17 protein-coding genes are annotated in these 20,251 nt (G+C 43.0%); 9 read left to right on the top strand and 8 right to left on the bottom strand.

What is annotated here, in order from left to right; translation table 11 throughout:
• Positions 1-189 precede the first annotated feature (189 nt).
• Positions 190-627, top strand: coding sequence for a hypothetical protein (locus tag MHB37_RS01130; RefSeq protein ID WP_076126935.1), 438 nt, complete (start codon positions 190-192; stop codon positions 625-627).
• Positions 628-663: 36 nt separating this feature from the next.
• Here MHB37_RS01130 and MHB37_RS01125 read toward each other — a convergent pair whose 3' ends face one another.
• The 7 genes from MHB37_RS01125 to MHB37_RS01095 all read right to left on the bottom strand — a co-directional run bounded on the left by MHB37_RS01125 (position 664) and on the right by MHB37_RS01095 (position 9,581).
• Positions 664-1,578 (bottom strand): polysaccharide deacetylase family protein, encoded by a 915-nt coding sequence (locus MHB37_RS01125; RefSeq protein WP_405168856.1) that lies wholly within the window; start codon positions 1,576-1,578, stop codon positions 664-666.
• Positions 1,550-2,872, bottom strand: coding sequence for an MFS transporter (locus MHB37_RS01120; protein WP_405168855.1), 1,323 nt, complete (start codon positions 2,870-2,872; stop codon positions 1,550-1,552). The genes MHB37_RS01125 and MHB37_RS01120 overlap by 29 nt, the downstream gene beginning before the upstream one ends.
• 153 nt (positions 2,873-3,025) lie before the next feature.
• On the bottom strand, positions 3,026-3,559 hold the full coding sequence (locus tag MHB37_RS01115; RefSeq protein ID WP_051491493.1) for a DUF1854 domain-containing protein: 534 nt from the start codon (positions 3,557-3,559) through the stop codon (positions 3,026-3,028).
• Positions 3,552-5,747 (bottom strand): ABC transporter ATP-binding protein, encoded by a 2,196-nt coding sequence (locus MHB37_RS01110; RefSeq protein ID WP_405168854.1) that lies wholly within the window; start codon positions 5,745-5,747, stop codon positions 3,552-3,554. Before MHB37_RS01110 ends, MHB37_RS01115 begins: the two co-directional genes overlap by 8 nt.
• A 159-nt stretch (positions 5,748-5,906) precedes the next feature.
• Positions 5,907-8,288, bottom strand: coding sequence for a phosphoketolase (locus MHB37_RS01105; protein WP_175618986.1), 2,382 nt, complete (start codon positions 8,286-8,288; stop codon positions 5,907-5,909).
• A 294-nt stretch (positions 8,289-8,582) separates the two neighbouring features.
• Complete coding sequence (locus tag MHB37_RS01100) at positions 8,583-9,305, bottom strand: GntR family transcriptional regulator (protein ID WP_076206068.1); 723 nt, start codon at positions 9,303-9,305, stop codon at positions 8,583-8,585.
• Positions 9,306-9,392: 87 nt separating this feature from the next.
• Positions 9,393-9,581: a hypothetical protein gene (locus MHB37_RS01095; RefSeq protein WP_036687195.1), complete on the bottom strand. Its 189-nt coding sequence runs from the start codon at positions 9,579-9,581 to the stop codon at positions 9,393-9,395.
• 311 nt (positions 9,582-9,892) lie between these two features.
• On the opposite strand from MHB37_RS01095, the gene guaD reads away from it, so the two are divergent.
• The 5 genes from guaD to MHB37_RS01070 all read left to right on the top strand — a co-directional run bounded on the left by guaD (position 9,893) and on the right by MHB37_RS01070 (position 15,892).
• Complete coding sequence (guaD, locus tag MHB37_RS01090; RefSeq protein ID WP_405168853.1) at positions 9,893-11,257, top strand: guanine deaminase; 1,365 nt, start codon at positions 9,893-9,895, stop codon at positions 11,255-11,257.
• Positions 11,258-11,295: 38 nt separating this feature from the next.
• Positions 11,296-12,648 carry a uracil-xanthine permease family protein gene (locus MHB37_RS01085; RefSeq protein ID WP_076126923.1) on the top strand — a complete coding sequence of 451 codons (1,353 nt, stop codon included), beginning with the start codon at positions 11,296-11,298 and terminating at the stop codon, positions 12,646-12,648.
• Between the two features lie 328 nt (positions 12,649-12,976).
• Entirely contained in the window at positions 12,977-13,297 is a 321-nt protein-coding gene (locus MHB37_RS01080; protein WP_076126921.1) for a helix-turn-helix transcriptional regulator, read from the top strand.
• A gap of 94 nt (positions 13,298-13,391) precedes the next feature.
• Positions 13,392-14,471, top strand: a complete 1,080-nt coding sequence (locus MHB37_RS01075) for a saccharopine dehydrogenase (protein WP_405168852.1) — start codon at positions 13,392-13,394, stop codon at positions 14,469-14,471.
• Between the two features lie 269 nt (positions 14,472-14,740).
• A complete protein-coding gene (locus MHB37_RS01070; RefSeq protein WP_076127071.1) occupies positions 14,741-15,892 on the top strand; it encodes a glycosyltransferase in 1,152 nt (383 codons plus the stop codon).
• A 48-nt stretch (positions 15,893-15,940) separates the two neighbouring features.
• Here the strand turns inward: MHB37_RS01070 and MHB37_RS01065 are convergent, their stop codons facing one another.
• On the bottom strand, positions 15,941-16,282 hold the full coding sequence (locus tag MHB37_RS01065) for a nitrous oxide-stimulated promoter family protein (RefSeq protein ID WP_076187046.1): 342 nt from the start codon (positions 16,280-16,282) through the stop codon (positions 15,941-15,943).
• Between the two features lie 205 nt (positions 16,283-16,487).
• Between MHB37_RS01065 and MHB37_RS01060 the strand changes: the two genes are divergently transcribed.
• The 3 genes from MHB37_RS01060 to MHB37_RS01050 all read left to right on the top strand — a co-directional run bounded on the left by MHB37_RS01060 (position 16,488) and on the right by MHB37_RS01050 (position 20,172).
• Positions 16,488-16,970 (top strand): RNA polymerase sigma factor, encoded by a 483-nt coding sequence (locus MHB37_RS01060; RefSeq protein WP_076187044.1) that lies wholly within the window; start codon positions 16,488-16,490, stop codon positions 16,968-16,970.
• Positions 16,967-17,575, top strand: a complete 609-nt coding sequence (locus MHB37_RS01055) for a zf-HC2 domain-containing protein (protein ID WP_076126916.1) — start codon at positions 16,967-16,969, stop codon at positions 17,573-17,575. The genes MHB37_RS01060 and MHB37_RS01055 overlap by 4 nt, the downstream gene beginning before the upstream one ends.
• 215 nt (positions 17,576-17,790) lie before the next feature.
• A complete protein-coding gene (locus MHB37_RS01050; protein ID WP_405168851.1) occupies positions 17,791-20,172 on the top strand; it encodes a GH36-type glycosyl hydrolase domain-containing protein in 2,382 nt (793 codons plus the stop codon).
• The last annotated feature ends 79 nt before the right edge of the window (positions 20,173-20,251 follow it).

Below are 20,251 nucleotides of genomic sequence, written 5' to 3'. Positions count from 1 at the left end.
ATATCAAGTTTTCACCCCTCCATAATTTATTTATCGCACATTAAATTATATGAGTGTAATGAATTATTATGGGCATCAACACAAGTGGTAGCTCTTTCACCCAAATATTTTTTTATGATGAACTAGCACAAGCAACACAAAAATATCTGAGTAATATAGAAGTAAATAGACCAATGAGGTGATCCACAAATGGCAAATACAACGAAGATTCGCAAACGTGCTGAACAGCTGAAAGGTAGACCCGTGTGCATTACGTTACATGATGGACGTACGTATATAGGATGGATAACCGGCCTCGATAAGAATGGACTGACCCTTTCCAAACCACGTAAAAACAAACACAGAAAATCAAAAAAACACTCTTCTTCCCGCTCTCGGAAAGCAAACGTATCAGGATTAATGCCCTTATTCGGCTCACTTTTCGGAATGGGTGGAGGCGCTCTAGGCTCCGCAGGAGCAGGGGCTGCCAGTTCTGGAGGCGGTGGTTTTGGCGGATTTGGCGGGTTCGGGGGAATCGGCAACTTTATTGGAATGGTACAAAAAACTATGCCGGTTATGAAGATGGGCTACAATATGATTAAATCTATTTCCCCCTTCCTTAACGGGCTAAAAGGATTAATGGGATAATCAAAAGACACCCCTCAAGGTGTCTTTTATTTTTGCTCATAATCTTATCAGGTTCTTTAACAATCTGCCTGCAGATCTTAACCGTGGACGTTTTAGATGCTCCTGTACATAACGATAATTCGTCAATTCAACCTTAGCATCACTGAGGGCATAGGTAAAATCATCATCAAAGGGCAACTTATACTCCCAAACTCGCTTACTCCAGTGCGGAATATTTGCTTGCATCCATGGATCGTCTATCCCGGGATGAATATAGGTCTCACTAACGCCATCCGGCAACGAATACAGCTTAGCAATAATAGATCTTTTAAAACTTTCATACGTCTCGCCTTCCTCTACACCAAAAGGATGCGATAGCAAATAGTCGGGAATCGGCACCCCAAACGTATCCGCCAGCCCTGCTCCAAGGGCAACTGGTCGTTCAATATTTTTCAGCGATGCCAAAAGCGGATCCTCAGCATGGATGTATCTGAAGAATCGTGAGGGCAATCCCCAGCGCGAAATTTTCCACAACGTCTGCGGTAGCAAGCTGCGTCCTGTTTCCATTCCGTATAAACTACCCATGTGGTTGTCTACATGGCTAATCACTATTCCCGACTGTTTTACTCGCTCGTACTGCGCATCTATCTCCTTTAGTACGGCTTTTGTCTGCGCCCCCTGTTCGAACTCTTTTACCGTCCTATATTGATGTCCGCTCTCGTCATGAAGAGAAGTCTCTCCCGTCAGGCTCGCCCAGCGCAAAGCCTCAAATTCACTAGTCATCGTCAAGTGAAGTCCCACATTCCGTTGTTGCCTGCGACTACACCATGCAGCTGCCTCCTCAAACCCAGAGGCCACCGCCATAATCGTTGCTGAGGATACCTTTTCCTCTTCCAGCAGATGTTTAATCGCCTGATTCATGGGGGGACTTTGCCCAAAATCATCACAATTGATGATTAATTTTTTGTTCATAGTCAGCCTCACCTCTCAAAGAGTCCATAAATGTAAATTTCATTGTGAAGGATATGACAACAGCTATGGCCAACAGACATAATGGCACCACACTTATTAAATACCTAAATGTCGCTTCAGGATTGGACCCTGGATCATCGCCGCCTTGATAGCCAAAAATCATACCTACAATGAAAAAAGCTAACGCAGAGATTAACCCGCTTGAACGAGTAATGAATCCGCTTACAGCCGTGTAGATTCCTTCTCTTCTCAGACCTGTTTTTTCCGCATCCTCATCAATAATCTTGCCACCTACTATTGCTGGGGTCACTAGAAATCCGGCTAATCCGAAACCGACAACTACGCCAGCAGCCACGCCACTTAAGAGGTCATAACCAAACCATAACGGAATTACCGATAACGCATATAAGATCAGTGATAACCGCCACGCCTTAACCCCGTCCATCTTACGAATCATCCAGTACCACACGAATACTAATGGAATGACCGAAACAAAAACAGCTGCAAGTAAAATCGATACCTGAGCCTCGGAGATATGAAGTACATATTTTGCATAAAAAGGAATCATCGAGCTTACAAGTCCATTCACCGTTTGGGCAAAAGAGTTCGAAATATTAAACACCCAAAACTTTTTATTCCGAATGGTCTCCCGAAAAGCCGGAATCAACTTCAAGGGTTCCTGCTCTGTGAGCTCCTTCTTTTCTTGGACATTCATCATACATAAAAACATAAACACTCCAAAGAGACAGGCATACACTATAGCCATATTAGAGAAACCAATAGCTGCAAAAATAATTGGGGTTAAGGCAGTACCGATTAACAAAGCTACAACTTGATAACCTTGCTGAATCGCGGAGGCTTTTGCCCGAATACGGTCTCCACGGAAGAGCTCCGGGAGTAACGCTCCATAATTCACCCATAACACAGTGGCGACAGCCTCATAGAAAATAAGTGTGACTATAAACCAAGTGAACAATCCATTTTCAGATAATCCGCCGGGAGGGGAGAAAACCAGTACAAATGCCAGCATGAATAACGGAATTGAGCCAAACACCCATGGTCTGCGTCGACCCAAACGAGTATCTGTGCGATCTGACCAATAGCCGAATAACGGATTGTTTACCGCATCCCAGATCAGAAAGATGGTTCTGGCTAATGTAGCAAGTCCAATGCCCAATCCTAATTTTTCAACATAAAAGTAACTGTAAAATGAACTAAATGCCTGACTGGGAACCATCATCGCAAACATCCCTAAAGCAAAGGTGTACGGCGAATTGATCCATTTATGCTTCACTCACATACCTCCCCTATGGTAAAGATCCGGTTGTAATATATTACCATACCGAAGAGAGAACGCCATCAAATTTTTCCTTAGCAGAAACTACGGATAAAAAAAGAGGCCCCGCAGGCCATCAACAAATGGCTGCGGAGCTTTTTCATAACTAGACTATAAAACATCCTTCAGCTTGCTCCGGCTCTGAACATCCAGGGCTAGATAATCACGGATTTCGCATCTTTTTCCATTGATATCCGTAAGAATGATTCGTTTATGACTTGGATACTGCATATGCTCGTGCAGGTTCCGCATAACGATCCGGGTCTGGCCCAGATTCGTTTGCAGCTCCCAAATCCACATATCCGCTTTTTGCTTAATAGAATCAATGCGGGTTACAACCGGGAGAAAATACCGCAGCCGGAGCTCTGTATCCACTTCCACCCGACTTTCTTCATCGAGCTGATCAATGTCACGAATGACCCCGATTTCCTCACTCTTGGAGTTACGGACGGAAATATACTCCGTGGTGTATTGAAAAGGAAATATTCGAAAAAGAATTAATTCCTCATATACCTGACCCTCCACCACTCCTTGAAACACGCCACCTTGACTGCGGCTAAAAGAGATTGCACCCGGTTCAAGAATGTTAATCTCATAGGGATCTTTAGGATTCAATTCCCCGTTAACAAGATTCGGATCACTCATGCATCTCAACCCCCTTAATCTGCGACATTTCCTTCTGTGCCTCAACTAGCTTGAAGTAAGCACCTTCTGCAGCAAGCAATTCCTCATGTGTACCCACTTCAATGATCTTCCCGCGTTCAAGCACTACAAGACGGTTCGCATTTCTTAGCGTGGATAATCGATGGGCAATCGCGAATGTCGTTCTGCCTTTTACCAGTCGCGAGATCGCTTCTTGAATTTGCCGCTCGGTCACTGTATCTACAGAAGCTGTTGCTTCATCTAGGATTAGAATTCGCGGATCGTGAATTATTGCTCGGGCAATAGACACTCGCTGCTTCTCTCCACCGGACAATTTATGCCCACGTTCCCCAACTCTTGTATCATAGCCATCCGGCAATTGAACGATAAAATCATGGGCGTTGGCAATTTTTGCAGCGCGCATGATTTCTAATTCCGTAGCGTCCGGTTTAGAATAGGCAATATTCTCAGCAATCGTTCCGTCGAATAGAAACGTCTCCTGCAGCACTACACCGATCTGACTACGCAGATCTGACTGGCTGATATTTCGGATGTCCACACCATCGATGGTAATGGTTCCCTCATCTGTGTCATAGAAGCGACAGATCATATTAATGAACGTCGACTTACCGGCACCTGAATGTCCGACCAGACCAATCATCTCGCCCGCACCCACTTTTAAATCCACGTTCTTGAGCACAGGATGATGTTTTTCGTATCCATAAGTAACCCGCTTAAACTCAACCTCACCGTTTACGCGGCCGATGGCTGCTGGATTCACAGTATCAGGCACATCTGACGGAGTATCCATAATTTCAAAGACCCGATCTGCTGCTGAAATCGCATGGCTGGCCCAGTTGATCATTTGGCTCACCCACTGCAAAGGTCCGAGAAGCATCCCAAGGTAGGTCACCAAAGCGATTAGCGTACCGATGGATAATTGTCCCTGTAGCACCGTTTTCCCGCCATAAAACCAAATTAATAACGTACCCACACCAGCAACCAACGCAAAAGCAGGAAACATCCCCTGCCATAAGCCTTCGATCCGAATATTATGCCGAACCAGCTCCTTATTGGCGACTGTATAACGTGACATCTCTGTTGTTTCCTGACCGAATGCTTTGACTACACGAATCCCCTGCAAAGAATCGCCAACCAAAGCGTTTAATCTAAAAATAGATCTCCACTGCTGGTACCAACGTCTGCCAATCATCGGCCATAACACGGTCGACAGCACCACCATAAGCGGCATAGGCAGCATAGCAAGCAGCGTTAGCTTCCAATCCATACTGAACATAATAGTGAAAATAGCGATTACCCGTAGCAATTCACCCGAGACCCAGATTACACCGTCAGTCATAAATTGCCGCATCGCCTCTGAATCATTATTCACCCGTCCAATAAATTGCGAAGATTGTCTTCGGTCGAAAAAAGATAAAGATAATTTCATCAAGGAATGATACACATCATGACGAAGATCACCCATGATTTTGGAACCAATCCATACCCCTATAAGTCCACGTACAGTCTGCATTAAAGTAATTACTAAGGACGTGGCTGCTAGCCCGATCACAATCCATAGAAGCGTTGAGCCCATATCCTTTTCTGTCAACACATTATCAACGATCATCTTCGTCAAAAAAGGTGGAACAAGCTCTACCAATGTAGTAAAAATCAGCATAATCGCCGCAGCGATCATTTGGATCTTATAAGGCTTGGCATAGCTCAGCATCCGAAATAGAACCTTGCCGTTACTCTTGCACACCGGACAAGCTTGCGAATCTTCCGGCAGTGGATTGCGGCATTTTGGACAATTCCTTGGAAACTCTTTTTCAGAAGCGGTTGGCCGTTCCTCGCCTTTAGCTACAGCGCCAATTAATTTAGAAGCAAAACCAAATATAGAGGTAAGTGATGCTGTATAACGTATAATTATAATAGGCCCCTCTTGGGTATCCACAAGCAACGATCCGCCGCCTACCCCGCCTACTACCCGGGCATCAGTAATATTCGAGACTAGAAGCTTTGAGACCAGTTTCCCGTCCGTTCCCCAAACGGAAATCTCCTTCTCAGTCAATACAAGCCACTGCTCACCGAATTGCCCATCTTTCATTAAATCAGATACAGAGTGAAATAAAGGTTGTTCTGTAAGCTGTATTTCTATAGACTTGGGAAGTTTATCAATAGATGTCATACATTTCTCCCCTTTCTTTACCCACCTATTTACTCACATATATTTACAGTGGTAAAGATGAAAAAATGATTATAATTGTTTTGTATGGTTATTTAAACAAATAAAAAGACACCTCTAAAGGTGTCTTTTTGTATTACTTCTATGGTACTGGCTATACGCTTATTTCAAAGCTTTCCATACCCAGTTCTCTACTTCTGGCAAATCAATACCCTCTTCACGAATGAATTGGTGATGTTTCTTAACGATAGCATCCATTTCATCTGCGATCGCTTTATAGTCGTTAGCATTAGGCAAGCTCAGAACAGCTTCCTTCGCCAAGTCAAAGCGGTCCATTTGATTCAATACGCGCATATCGAATGGTGTTGTGATATCGCCATTCTCGCGGTATCCGTGTACGTGCAGGTTATGGTTATGGCGATCAAAGAACAAGTCTTTAATCAGACCTTCATATCCATGGAAAGCGAAGATAACTGGTTTATCTTTTGTGAAAAATTGATCAAACTCTTCGTCAGATAAGCCACGCGGATCTAATTTTTGACTTCTCAGTTTCAACAAGTCTACCACGTTGATATATCTAATTTTAAGGTTCGGCAGTTTTTCATGCAGGATAGAGATGGCAGCCAAGCTTTCGATAGTTGGTTCTGTACCTGCAGAAGCAAAGACAACATCAGGCTCTCCACCTTGATCGGTGCTTGCCCAGTCAATAATCTTCAGTCCTTTATCCACCAGCTCTTGTGCTTCATCCGCACTGAACCATTGTGGACGAGGATGTTTGGAAGAAACAATCAAGTTAATTTTTTGACGGTCATTTAAGACGGTGTCAAAGACAGCCAGCAAGGAGTTGGCATCAGCCGGCAAATACTCACGGATAAATTCTGGTTTTTTATCAGCCAAGTGACCTAGCAAACCTGGATCTTGGTGAGTGTAACCATTGTGGTCTTGCTGGAATACAGTTGAAGTTGCTACCACATTCAATGATGGAATATCAGCACGCCAGCTTTGATCTGTTGCTTTACGCAGCCATTTGAAATGCTGAGTAATCATCGAATCCACGACACGCAAGAAAGCTTCATAGCTTGCAAAGAAACCATGGCGACCTGTCAATACGTAACCTTCAAGCAAACCTTCTGCCTGATGTTCAGACAATTGGGAATCGATAACACGGCCATAAGAAGCTAGGAATTCGTCATTCGGCTCAATCACTTGATCCAACCATTGACGTTTCGTCACTTCAAAGACAGGTCCCAGACGATTGGACATTGTTTCATCCGGTCCGAAAATTCTGAAATTGCGGTTCTCTTCGTTCAGAGAGATAACATCTTTCATGTATTTACCCAGAACGGCCATATCTTGTGCTATTACTTCACCTGGTTTGGAATTATCAAGTGCGAACTTACGGAAATTCGGTAAGTTTAGATCTTTAATTTGGTTGCCAGCATTAGTAACTGGGTTCATTCCCATACGTCTGTCGCCAGTTGGCAGAATCTCAGCAAGTTCAGCGTTCAGACGACCATTGTCATCAAATAATTCTTCTGGTCTATAGCTGTTCATCCACTCCAATAACGCCGGAGCATGCTTCATATTTTTTTGATCCACTGGAATCGGCACCTGATGCGCACGGAACGAGTTCTCATTCGGAACACCATCCCATTGCTTTGGACCCGTCCAGCCCTTAGGAGAACGGAAGACCAACATTGGCCAAACCGGACGCGTAAGGTCATTGTTGTCACGGGCATTCTTTTGAATCGCTTCAATTCTTTCAACGATGGTATCAAGCACCTTAGCCATTTCCGGATGCATTAGATCAGGATTTTCGCCTTCAACGAAGAACGGTTCCCAACCCATACCTTTAAAGTATGCAGTAATTTCTTCTTTGGATTGACGAGACAGAATCGTTGGGTTACTGATTTTGAAACCATTTAAGTGCAAGATCGGCAGAACTGCACCATCAGTAACTGGATTGATGAACCGGTTGGAGAACCATGAAGCCGCTAATGGGCCAGTTTCAGCCTCTCCATCACCAATAACAACAGCGGAGATCAAATCTGGATTATCCAGAATTGCACCTACACCATGGGATAGAGAATAACCTAATTCGCCACCTTCGTGGATCGATCCAGGTGTTTCAGGGGCAGCATGGGAAGCAACGCCACCTGGGAAAGAGAATTGTTTGAACAATTTCTTCAGGCCTGGGATATCTTGTGTGATTTCCGGATAAATTTCAGTATAGCTACCATCGAGATAGGAGTTCGAAACCATGACCTGACCGCCATGACCAGGGCCCTCGATGTAGAACATATTCAAATCATATTTAGTAATGACCCGATTCAAATGGGCATAAATAAAGTTCTGGCCTGGAATAGTTCCCCAGTGTCCAATGGGCTTAATCTTTACGTCTGCTTCTTTCAGCGGTTCTCTTAACAACGGATTATCTTTCAAATACAGTTGACCTACAGAGATGTAGTTAGTTGCGCGCCAGTATGCATCAAGCTTCTCTAAATAAGTTTTTGATGAGTAATCAACATCCATGGATAATACCATTTCTTCCACTCCCCAAAATTTTTTCTGTGTCTACATTGCCGTAATTTCTTCCACAAGTACATCATACCGCCGCGAAAAATTAATTCAACCTTTTCAACAAATGATACGGTCCAATTTTGTGAAAATATGAACATAGTATGAAAAACAGTGTCAATTGTCTGTAAAAATACATCAATATTAATATATATGTAAAAATATGGGTTGGAGTTTGCGGGGGATATTTACTACTTGTCCTTCATCTATTTTGCGCAAAATAAAAAAAATAAGACCGAGAAAAATTCCCCAGTCTTACTTTTAATGAACGGACACAAAGGTATTAAATTTTAAGTATTTATAGTGGAAGCGCATATGGGAGAATTCAAATGGCGTGCCATTATCTAAAAAGAAAATCCCTTCCATAATGCTTACTGGCTCATTCGCCTGCAAATGCAGCAGCTCTTGATCCGTAGCCTCAGAGGGTTCTGCGGATATCGATAAAAAGGATTTGGTTACCGCCAGATTTCGTGAATCCTCCAAATAATTAAAGATAGATCCTTCAATAATGGTCTGATTTAAATTCTGTACAATTTTGATTGGGATATAACCTGTTTCAATCATAAAGGGTTCATCATCAAAAAGACGCAAGCGAACGATTTTGTATACAAAATCATGTGGGCCTAAAAACAGATCCCGTTGCAGATCTTCCGTTGGTGGAATGACCTCGAATTTCAAAACTTTAATCTTTGGCTTCTTCCCATTCATTTGAAAATTGTCGGTGACACCTAAATTAGAGCCTTCGTAGTTAAAAATAGATTCATTTTTTATGTATAAAGGATTTATAAATGTCCCTGAGCCACGCTTTTTAAAAATAATGCCGGCATTTGCCATTTTAGTCAGAGCACTTTTAATAGAACTACGACTCACTTGATAAGTTTCACTAAGCGTTCGTTCATCCGGTAATTTCATGTCGGGAAACTGCCCAGCAAAAATTTTCATTTTTAAGTCATCAATAATTTGTTTGTAGACAAACTGTGTCATGAAGTACTCCTTTTCAGGTCGATACAAGTTTTATTTCAATCTTTACTATAACATAATAACCAGACGTTTATAATCTATCCGGCCAGCTTATTTACGTCGGCGATTTGTCATGCGATTGTACATCACTAAACCGGCAATGACCATGCCCAGCGTCCCCATACTACTTGCTGATTCAGCCTGCATACCAAACAAAATGCACAGGTTAGTGACCAAGCTTTTTGTAAGTACAGCAACAATAATTAACATCAACGGGCGCCAAATGTTGTATCTTCTCATCCAGGCAACACTCCTAATCCAATTTTCTCAAACTATTGATCGATTTCATCTATTATATCACAAGATAGTAACCGCATTCATTCCCTATAACCGTAAAGGAATCGAAGCACACCTGCATTTTTTACTTCCCTCTATCTTTTTCTGTATTCTAGCCTAGCGAACGTGACGTCTATGCGTCATATTCGCTTTCAATTCCTCAGCTCCTCCCATTCGTCAATTACGTCTTTATTCGACTTTTGGTCTGGACTTATCCTTTTTCACGGATTATAATAACGAATGCACACCAAAAGACGAACATTAAGGCGGAAATTATGAGAAATTATATGCAAATATTCCTAGGCACTTCATTTTCTAGCCTATCCCCAAAAGAAATTCAAATTTTAAAAGACCATCTCTTCTGTATCAATTCGGATGGGATGATAGAAATGATCGTTGCACCGGAGCACCCCGAGTATCAACCCTTGCTTGATGCTTATCAAGGTCAGGACAATTTTCATGTATTAGCTGAAGGCCAGTATTTTTTGCCCGGCTTTATCGACCTTCATGTCCACGCGCCACAATGGGCTCAATCTGGAACTGCATTAGATATCCCGCTCTATGATTGGCTAAATACTTATACCTTCCCACTGGAGTCTAAATTTTCGGACCTGGCTTTTGCAAAAAAAGTCTACGATGACGTGGTTGGTACTTTGCTCGCAAACGGAACCACTACAGCACTTTATTTTGCAACGGTGCATAAAGAGGCCAGTCTATTATTGGCTAAAATATGTGCGGAAAAAGGACAACGTGGACTCGTTGGAAAAGTGGTTATGGACGATCCGCAGGGAAATCCTGAGAATTACCGCGACTCCGACACCCACACCGCACTATTGGATACGGAAGAATTTATACTAGCTGTACAAGAACTCGCTAAATCTACTAAACAAGGCGTTTATCCAGTAGTGACACCAAGGTTCATTCCAAGCTGCACTAATGAGGCTTTACAAGGCTTGGGAGAACTTGCCGCTAAATATGATACGTATGTGCAATCGCACTGTAGTGAAAGTGATTGGGCACATGGTTATGTGCAAGAACGGTTCCAAAAGAACGATGCTTTTGCCTTGCATGATTTTGGTCTGCTCAGTGATAAATCTGTCATGGCTCATTGTAATTTTTTAGATGAAGATGATGTGAATTTGTTTGCAGAGACAGGAACAGCTATTGCTCATTGTCCGATATCCAACGCGTATTTTGCCAATAGTGTCATTCCGATCGCTGACTTCCATGCCAAAGGCGTTGAGATTGGTTTAGGCTCTGATATTTCCGGAGGTTTTTCACCTAGTCTCTTCGACAACATTAGACAAGCCGTAATGTCTTCAAGAATGCTGGAGGATGGTGTGAATCCCTCACTTTCTGCACAAAACCGCGGAGTACCCGGATCACGAATTACGATCCATGAATCCTTTTATCTTGCTACCGCTGGCGGCGGAGAAAGCTTAAGCTTACCTATCGGCCGGTTACTAGAAGGTTATGCATGGGATGTTCAAATAATCGATACGAAAGTACCCTCGGCGAAATTGCCCGTCTTTGATGAGAATGAAGATTTGCAAGATATTTTTCAAAAGATAATGTATCTGGCTAGACCTGAAAATATCCGTGAAGTCTGGGTACAGGGTGAAAAAGTTCATTCGCGTTAAAGATTAATTAAACTTGAAAACTTAAGGTGGGCATCGGAGTGAAAACACAAGTAAACGTACAAGAGCAAGCACATTTGGAATCACAGCTACTAACTGTCCTACCCGATGAAAAAGTTTCATTTAGTAAATCCGTCATTCTCGGCTTTCAACATGTATTGGCTATGGATGTCTATGTAGTGCCATTCCTTATTGCGATGTTAATCGGCTTACAGCCCAATCAGTCCAGCGCGTTAATCCAATCCACCTTTATTGCCGCAGGACTTGCAACGATTGTGCAAACCTATTTCTGTATGAAGCTGCCTATCGCTCAAGGTCCTTCTTATGTTCCACTGGGTGCGATCGTCAGTATTTATGCAGCTAGTGGTGGCGGGGAGCTCGGTTGGAGCTCCGTGTTAGGTGCCAGCTTAATCGGGGCCATCCTGGTTATTATTTTGGGTTATGCGGGGATTTTTAATAAAATCGTTAAAAACTTTATCCCGCCTATCGTAGGTGGCACAATCATTTTCATTGTAGGTCTATCTTTATTGCCTGTTGCGATCAGAGATAATATCTACGGAGCCTCCGGGGCTTCAATTAATCAAAATGTATTATTAGCCCTTATTTCAGGTGCTACACTGCTTATTTTTGTGGTTCTCGGTACTTTGTTCCGTAATAAAGGATCTGTCTTCCGAATTCTTTCCGTAATGATGGCGTTAGTAGTCGGATGTATTTCGGCTAATATTATGGGCGTTTTAGATTTCTCAGCCATAAGTAGTGCCAAGTGGTTTAGCATGCCGCGGATCGCTTTTGTTGATTTCGGCTTTTCCTTCAATTTTTCAGCTATTATCACCATGGTTATTATTTATATCGTGCTGCTGGCTGAAACAACTGGCACCTGGTTTGCGGTCAGCAATGTAATCAATAAACCTTTGACAGACAAAAATATTAACCGCGGCGTAATTGGAGAAGGAATTGGCTGTCTTATTGCTTCTGTGCTCGGTTCGACTCCTGTTACAGGTTATTCAACTAATGCAGGGATCATCTCCATTACAGGTGTTGCCAGCCGCCGGGTTTTTCTCGCTGTAGGAGGATGGTTTGTCCTCTTTGGTTGTTCCGGTAAACTCGCCGCTTTGATCTCTTCCATTCCATCCGCTGTAATCGGCGGCGTCTTCGCCATCATCTGCGGCATCATCGCAATTAATGGTGTGCAAGTAATGAAGAATGTAACCATCGGCGAAAAAGAAATGTACATTATTGCCTTACCAATGATCATCACCTTGGCTTTGGTACTCATTCCTGGTGACTACTTGAACTCTTTGCCTACATTCGTACAGTATTTATTAGGCTCACCTATCCTAGCTGCTTCATTGGCAGCAATATTATTGAATAAATTATTACCTAGTGGAAAATAGAACATAAAAAGGAGCAGCCTCTTATTGATCCTTTTTTATCCCCGCGAATAAGCCGAGCTTTGTATGCTACCTTCTGGAATTCCTTAAACAAAAGACACCCATCGAGGTGTCTTTTGTTTAAGGACATGATTACTTTTTACTTGAGTTCATCCATAAAACCGCCTTACCATATGACCTCACAATTTTAATACAAATATCCATATGTCCCTTGATTATATTTAATAAACTAGGATTCCTCCAAAATAACGGAGATTATCAACGCATTGAATTATTCCCTGAAATATATTATGATACGTTTAAACAATTAAACATTATAACGGAGGGAGTTATGAACGAATCTAATAGTAATCAGAAGGCGATTCATATTTTCGAGAATTTAAGCCCCTATTTCCAAGGCTTGGGAGATCCTATTCGTCAGCAAATCATTGCATTGCTGATCGACAAAGAGAGTATGAATGTGAGCCAAATTGCAGAGCATATCCCCATGTCCCGGCCTACAGTCTCTCATCATCTGAAAATATTACGGCAAGCAGGGCTGCTTAAGGTTCAGAAGAAGGGCACGGAAATGTTCTACAGACTTGAGTTTGACGAAGCGATAGCGCTTATGAAACAACTTGTCCATTTCGTTGAAGAGGAATGCCAGTGCTAATGCCATTAACCTGACTAGCACTTGTCATTCCTATTTTTTTAAGCGATATGTTAAATAACTTAAACATATAAACATTTAAACGGAGGTTGCAGATATGCATAGGAAAAAGGTACTTATTGTAGGAGGATACGGTGCCGTCGGCAGACAAATTGCTCAAATATTACACGATCGACATCCCGATCTCGAGATTATATTGGGAGGAAGGTCACCGCAAAAAGCAGCACCTTTTGAGTCCACACGGGTACAAACAGTCGTAGTTGATAATAATGCGGATGATCCACTGCTTTATGCAGGCGATAATGTATCGCTAATCATCAATTCCGTCAACGATCTGCAGGATCGGCTACTTATGTCTGCAGTTAGAAGAAAAATCCCACTGATCGATCTTACTCGCTGGACAGAGATATTCCAACAATCAATCACAAAGTTAGAAAAAGCAGACCTCTATGCTCCTATCGTGCTTTCTTCGGGATGGATGGCGGGAACTGCTTCGCTGTTCGCCATGCTGCACTCGGCCACACTTCAAAACGTCGCCGTTGATATTCACGCGTTGTACTCTCTACGTGACAAAGCAGGACCCGACTCCGCGGCGTACATGGATCGTATGACCATTCCATTCCATATTACAGAACGGGGGGAAAAACATCTTGTATTTCCAATGACTGACCCTATCAAAGTCCAATTTCCAGATGGATATACAGCAAAATGCTATCGGCTTGACACCCCAGATCATGTCACCTTGCCAACAGCTGAGCATATCGACTCCGCCAGCTTTCGCATCTCCTTCGACAGCAAAGCCTCCACCTCCATCCTTGTCGGACTAGTTAACAGCGGAATATGGAAGATGATCAGCGGGGACCGATTCCGTTCGCTTAGACGAAGACTGCTCTACAATCCTGGTACTGGCAGCGCACATCATATCCTTATTCATCTAAAGGGTCTGGATCATAATGGGCACTGGGTTGAACGGACAATAGCGATTTCTGACCCGCTTGGTCAGACTCATCTTACCGCTTTGGGAGCTGCTGTCCAAGCAGAAAAGCTATTGCGGATATCAAAGGAAGAACCATGGGTCCCAGGCATTTATTATCCAGAAGATCTACCTGATGAACGGATGGACATCTCTGAAATCACCAACTTTTTTAAACAATATGGGGTTCTTATATCTCACTAATAGCACTTCACATATACCGAGCATTCTGTCTACTACAATTAAGCGCACAGACAGTAAAGAACCCGCTAATATAGCGGGTTCTTTACAATAGAGATGAGACGGAGCTAGGTAAGTTCACAAAAAGATAAAATCTTTGATTCGTGCTAAACCCTGTCCCCTGCCTATTTCCACCCTTAAAGGCGTTTGACTAGACCAGGCTAAAGTCCCTGAATATATTGTTATTATTTATCCTATTCAAGGACTTTTATTAAATGGTGGGGGTGATCATTCTGGCTATCCGTTACAGCATCATAATTCCAACCTATAACCGACTTCAGCAGCTGCTACTTACACTCACTTCATTCGAGACACAGACCTATCCGAAGGATCGGTTCGAGGTAATCGTCGCAGATGACGGTTCTACAGATGGTACTAAGGAAATGGTCGAAAGCTTTCAAACTTCTTATCCGCTTCTTTATGTGGCTCAGCAGGAACAACGCGGCCGTTCTGCCGTAAGAAATTTGGGGCTGAGTCAGGCAAAAGGGAAATACGTCATCTTCTGCGATGCTGATTTTCTGGTATTCCCTGAATTCATTAGGATCGTAAACCAGTATCACCGTAAATATCCTAAGTCCATAATTTCAGGTATTCCACACTCATGGGATGACGCTTATACCCACTACTACCCAGACTTTTCTCCTGAAGAAAAAGAACATTGCCGCAATACACTTTCGCCTTCTAACTTATGGAATCCTGACTTCGAATCAGCGACTGAAATCATCCCAATAATCACACCCAATGATATCCTTCAGCAGACGGAGACGTTATCAAAAGTCACCTTTGCCTCAAGAGTTCCTCCAAATACTAAAAAGCAATTTGCCAGCACAGATGTAGCCCCTTGGATGTTACTCGTCACACGTTGTGTGTCCATAAGACGCAGCCAATTAACTCGGGCTGGAGGTTTTAATGAACAGTTTATCCTCTATGGACTCGAAGATTGGGATCTTGGGTATCGACTGCATCGATTAAAAATCCCTTTTCACAGCATCAAAGAAGTTGTCGGCGTTCACCAAGAACATCCAACCCACTTCAGAGGAAATCTCATAAATATTGAGAATCTAAAAATCATGTTCAAAAGCTACGGGTTCAATGACTCTTCCCTAAATCTGTTCGCCCTTGTTCCTCCAAACGAAGACCTGGAGAAATACAAACATACTATACGGGTCTTGCGCAGAGGATACCGAACGAAGTCAACACGTTCATCAGCAATATTAATGAGAAGGACGTTACGGATTGCCGCCAAACAGCTCTATGAACCCAATGATACCGCCGTATACCAAGAGTCGTTAAGACGGATAAGTGTAAAAGTAAAGAGGAGAAAAAGCCGGGTTGCCCGTGTTTTGCGAGAGATTTTGGTGAAGGCTGAAAAGCTGGGAGAATGATATCTAAAAATACATTAAACCGGGCATCAAATGATGTCCGGTTTTCACTTATTTTCTCAATTTATTGGGTAGCGGAATATGCCTAATCGACTCAATGGGATGATAGAGCAGCATCCACGGACCAGAAAAACGCATAACCCCTTTAATTCTTTGGCGATAATCCGGTTTGTAACAATGAACAGGACATTTGGCACAAGCTGTTTTCTCTTCACCAAACTTACAATAGGCTAACCTCTTCAGCGCATACTCATTTAATTCCTGACATTCCTTACAAAAGCCTTTATGATGGTGTTTTTTCTTACAATATATACGAATCATTTTGGTAACAAGCTCTTGTTCTTTTTGAATTTTAGGACCCTCATTTAACTGCCGGTTTACCTTTGTTATCATATATGAACCCCCTTGTAACTTGTACAATAAGATCTCATGTAATTATAAAGGGTAAACCAACTGTGAAACCAGCCTTAACGCTGAACCTCCTTAATTCCCTCACATACCGGGGTTGAAAGGCGATAATTGTATAAATCAAATTTTTTTAAAAAAACTTGTAACGTTTATAGCTTTTTACGGATATATAACTTGAGGAGGTGAATGGATGGAGGACAACGAGCAATTATACAGGGAATATTCAACCCAAGTATATAAATTCGTATTTAGCTTTTGTCATAATCACTTGCTGGCAGAAGAAATCACCCAAGAAACTTTTTATAGAGCTATAAAATCGATAGATAAATACGATGGGACCTGCAAAGTATACGTTTGGCTTTGTCAAATTGCTAAACATGTGTGGTATCAGGAGCTGGACAAGCAGCGCAAGCGGAAGTCTGAGGAATTAGAAGACGCTCCTTTGGCTAACGCAAATTCAACAGAATCCCAGTTCATTTTTGCTCAGGACAAAATGGATTTATTTAAACAACTTCATTTACTTGATCCAAATACCAAAGAAGTATTATATCTGCGTTTGACCGGAGAATTCAGTTTTCGGGAAATTGGCGAAATTCTTGGCAGAGATGAGACCTGGGCAAGAGTTACCTTTTACCGTGGAAAACAAAAATTAATGAAAGGAAGATCTTCATGAAATGCGAGATCATTCAGGATTTATTACCTTCCTATATTGAAAAGCTAACCTCTGTACATAGTAACGAAGAAATCGAAAAACACCTGCAATCCTGTGAAAGCTGCCTTCAATCCTATAATGAAATGACCGCCACAGCAAATCTAAGTGTGCCTATTATTGATAAAGAGGAAGTTAACAAACTCAATTATTTTAAAAAAGTGAAAAAAAAGAATATAAAAACTCTCATTTTTTCCGTCTTATCGGTACTCATACTGGCTACAGCCCTTATTGGACTTTTTGTTATCGGTTTCCCTGTATCCTCTAAAGATGTAGTTATAGATTATCAGAAGACAAAGGATCGTTTGGAAGTTCATCTAACTTTGGAAAATGGCAAGGACCTCGTGTTCTCAGGAAAAACCAAATTTATCCGCGATGAGAATAATAATGTAATCGGTTCTGAAACTAGGTATACGCCTAGAGGTTTACTTCATAATCCCTTTGATGATGTAGGCAAAAAAGTTATGTTGGGGACGGAGATTCATACTGATCTAGATTTTCCAAACAAGTTTATTCTTGAATTCAAAGATAAAACTATGACGTTTGTTAATGGTGTTCTAGTGGAGTAGACATTGCCGCTAAAATAAAAAAAGACACCTTTTAAGGTGTCTTTCGCTTTACACCCTACTAAAAAAGTTAGCATTTTTGTTCGTTTTTTCGCTAAAATATAGGGTTATCGATTTACTAAAAGTATCTTATAATAAAATTACACATGGATATTTCACCTCTTTGTGAACGCGCGTTTATAGATCGGCCCATTAACCACTTAATAGGAGGAATGGTCATGCAATATGGTTATTTTGATGGAAAAAACAAGGAATACCTCATTACCAAGCCGAATACGCCTGCCCCTTGGGCGAATTACCTCGGCTCGCCGGAATACGGTGCGATCATCTCAGGTAACGCAGGCGGCTATAGCTTTGTAAAGTCTGGCGCAAATGGGCGGCATATCCGCTACCACTTCAACTCTAAGGACGAGCCCGGACGCTATATTTACGTGAGAGATTTGGAGAACGGGGATTATTGGTCCGGCTCTTGGCAGCCAGTGGGTAAAGATCTGGAGCAATATAAGTCGGTATGCCATCATGGAACCGGATACACGAACATCGTCTCGGACTACGATAACATCCATACAGAATCATTATATTATGTACCACTGAACAAAACCTACGAGGTGTGGCGCATGAAGGTGCGCAATGATGACTCCAAAGCACGCAAGCTGGCTCTCTTCGGATTTGTTGAATTAACCAACAATAACAACTATGAGCAGGATACCGTCAACCTTCAGTACACTCTGTTTATTTCACGGACCTACTATAAAAATAATATGATCCTTCAAGTCATCAATGAAAACACCCCCGAAGAACAAACCTGGAGATTCTTCGGCGCTGCAGGTGCAGAAGTTACCGCTTATGACGGTGACCGGGATACGTTCCTAGGCGATTACCGCAGTTATGGCAATCCGGCCTCTGTTGAGAACGGCCAATGCTCCAATTCATTAAACTACAATACTAACTCCTGCGGGGCCCTGCAGATTAACGTAGATTTGCAGCCGGGAGAAGAGAAAGAAATCGTATTTCTACTGGGACAGTATGATGAGAAAGGCGCTTCCGAGATTCTCAGCCATTATAAGGACTTGTCCGTGGTAAATAAAGAACTCGAAGAGTTAAAAGCATTCTGGCACAGCAAGCTTAACCGCTTCCAGGTCCAGACACCAAGCGATAACCTGAACAACATGATCAACACTTGGAATGCATATCAATGCTTTATCACTTTCATCTGGTCACGTGCAGCCTCCTTCCAATACTCCGGTCTTCGTAATGGACTCGGATATCGGGATACCGTGCAGGATATTCAAGGCATCATTCATCTGGATCATGAGATGGCCCTTGAACGTCTAAGACTGATGATATCCGCCCAGGTTTCCAACGGCGGTGGACTTCCGTTGGTGAAATTTGACCACAACCCTGGACATGAGGGCACACCGGATGATCCAGAATACGTGCGGGAAACCGGTCACCCCCATTATCGGGCCGATGACGCTTTATGGCTGTTCCCAACCGTCATTAAATACTTGAATGAAAGTGGCAACTGGGATTTCACAGATGAAATAATCCCTTATTCGGATAAAGGCGAGGGCACAGTGTACGAGCATTTGCGCCAGGCACTTCAGTTCAGTCTGGATCGTATGGGCGCACACGGCATGCCGGTTGGGCTTCATGCCGACTGGAACGATTGCCTACGGCTTGGAGCCAAGGGTGAGTCGTTGTTCGTCGCATTCCAGCTGTATATGGCATTCAAGGTGTTCATGGAAATTGCACAAAATAAGAACAAGCCTGAAGATATTCAATGGGCCCAGGGCCTGCTTGATGAGCTGGACGATAACATTCAAAAACACGCTTGGGAGAACGATCAATTCGTCCGCGGATTTACCGAAGACAACTATACCATCGGCTCCTGGGAGAATGATGAAGCCAAGATCTGGCTCAATCCACAAAGCTGGGCCGTATTAAGCGGCGCAGCCCGCCCGGATCAGGCGAAGCTCGCCATGGACAAAGTGTATGAGAATCTGCGGACCGATTACGGCACTATGTTATTCTACCCTCCGTTCCGTGAATACGGTTTGCCAGTAGCGTTGATGGCTCTTTTCAACGCCTCAACTAAGGAAAACGGCGGCATCTTCAGCCAGCCGCAGGGATGGCTCATTCTGGCGGAAACCATGATCGGCAACGGTGGGCGCGCGTTCGAATACTTCCTGAATTGCAGTCCGGCCAGCATGAACGATAAGGCTGAAATCCGTAAACTCGAGCCTTATGTACATGGCCAGTTTGTCGAGTCCAAGGACAGCCCATATCAAGGCCGGGCGCATGTCCACTGGCTGACCGGCACCGCTTCAACCGTGATGGTCTCCTTGGTGGAAGGCATTATGGGGGTTCAACCGCAATTTGATGGCCTTCGCCTCAACCCGTGTGTTCCTTCCGACTGGACAGACTTTTCCATGGTCCGGGAATTCCGTGGGAAGAAGCTGAACATCCAGGTGAAGAACAAGAAGGGTGTACAAAAAGGGGTTACCCATATCGTTATTAACGGTGAAGAAATTCAAGGCAACCTGATCCCGGTGGCCAAAATGGCGCCAGAAAACAACGTGCTCGTTATTATGGGTTAAGGCGTATTTATGAGGAATAGATAGGAGGACGGACCGATAAGGTGCGTCCTCCTGTTTTTACAATTAGAACGAGGCTTGT

The organism is Paenibacillus sp. FSL H3-0286, assembly GCF_045040705.1.
Classification (GTDB): domain Bacteria; phylum Bacillota; class Bacilli; order Paenibacillales; family Paenibacillaceae; genus Paenibacillus_AQ; species Paenibacillus_AQ odorifer.
This window is presented reverse-complemented; position numbering and strand designations above follow the sequence as displayed.

Excerpts from the sequence above, each read along its gene's own strand:
- MHB37_RS01130 (WP_076126935.1), top strand. The coding sequence starts at position 190 with ATGGCAAATACAACGAAGATTCGCAAACGTGCTGAACAGCTGAAAGGT.
- MHB37_RS01125 (WP_405168856.1), bottom strand. The coding sequence starts at position 1,578 with ATGAACAAAAAATTAATCATCAATTGTGATGATTTTGGGCAAAGTCCC.
- MHB37_RS01115 (WP_051491493.1), bottom strand. The coding sequence starts at position 3,559 with ATGAGTGATCCGAATCTTGTTAACGGGGAATTGAATCCTAAAGATCCC.
- MHB37_RS01110 (WP_405168854.1), bottom strand. The coding sequence starts at position 5,747 with ATGACATCTATTGATAAACTTCCCAAGTCTATAGAAATACAGCTTACA.
- MHB37_RS01105 (WP_175618986.1), bottom strand. The coding sequence starts at position 8,288 with ATGGTATTATCCATGGATGTTGATTACTCATCAAAAACTTATTTAGAG.
- MHB37_RS01100 (WP_076206068.1), bottom strand. The coding sequence starts at position 9,305 with ATGACACAGTTTGTCTACAAACAAATTATTGATGACTTAAAAATGAAA.
- MHB37_RS01095 (WP_036687195.1), bottom strand. The coding sequence starts at position 9,581 with ATGAGAAGATACAACATTTGGCGCCCGTTGATGTTAATTATTGTTGCT.
- guaD (WP_405168853.1), top strand. The coding sequence starts at position 9,893 with ATGAGAAATTATATGCAAATATTCCTAGGCACTTCATTTTCTAGCCTA.
- MHB37_RS01080 (WP_076126921.1), top strand. The coding sequence starts at position 12,977 with ATGAACGAATCTAATAGTAATCAGAAGGCGATTCATATTTTCGAGAAT.
- MHB37_RS01075 (WP_405168852.1), top strand. The coding sequence starts at position 13,392 with ATGCATAGGAAAAAGGTACTTATTGTAGGAGGATACGGTGCCGTCGGC.
- MHB37_RS01065 (WP_076187046.1), bottom strand. The coding sequence starts at position 16,282 with ATGATAACAAAGGTAAACCGGCAGTTAAATGAGGGTCCTAAAATTCAA.
- MHB37_RS01060 (WP_076187044.1), top strand. The coding sequence starts at position 16,488 with ATGGAGGACAACGAGCAATTATACAGGGAATATTCAACCCAAGTATAT.
- MHB37_RS01055 (WP_076126916.1), top strand. The coding sequence starts at position 16,967 with ATGAAATGCGAGATCATTCAGGATTTATTACCTTCCTATATTGAAAAG.
- MHB37_RS01050 (WP_405168851.1), top strand. The coding sequence starts at position 17,791 with ATGCAATATGGTTATTTTGATGGAAAAAACAAGGAATACCTCATTACC.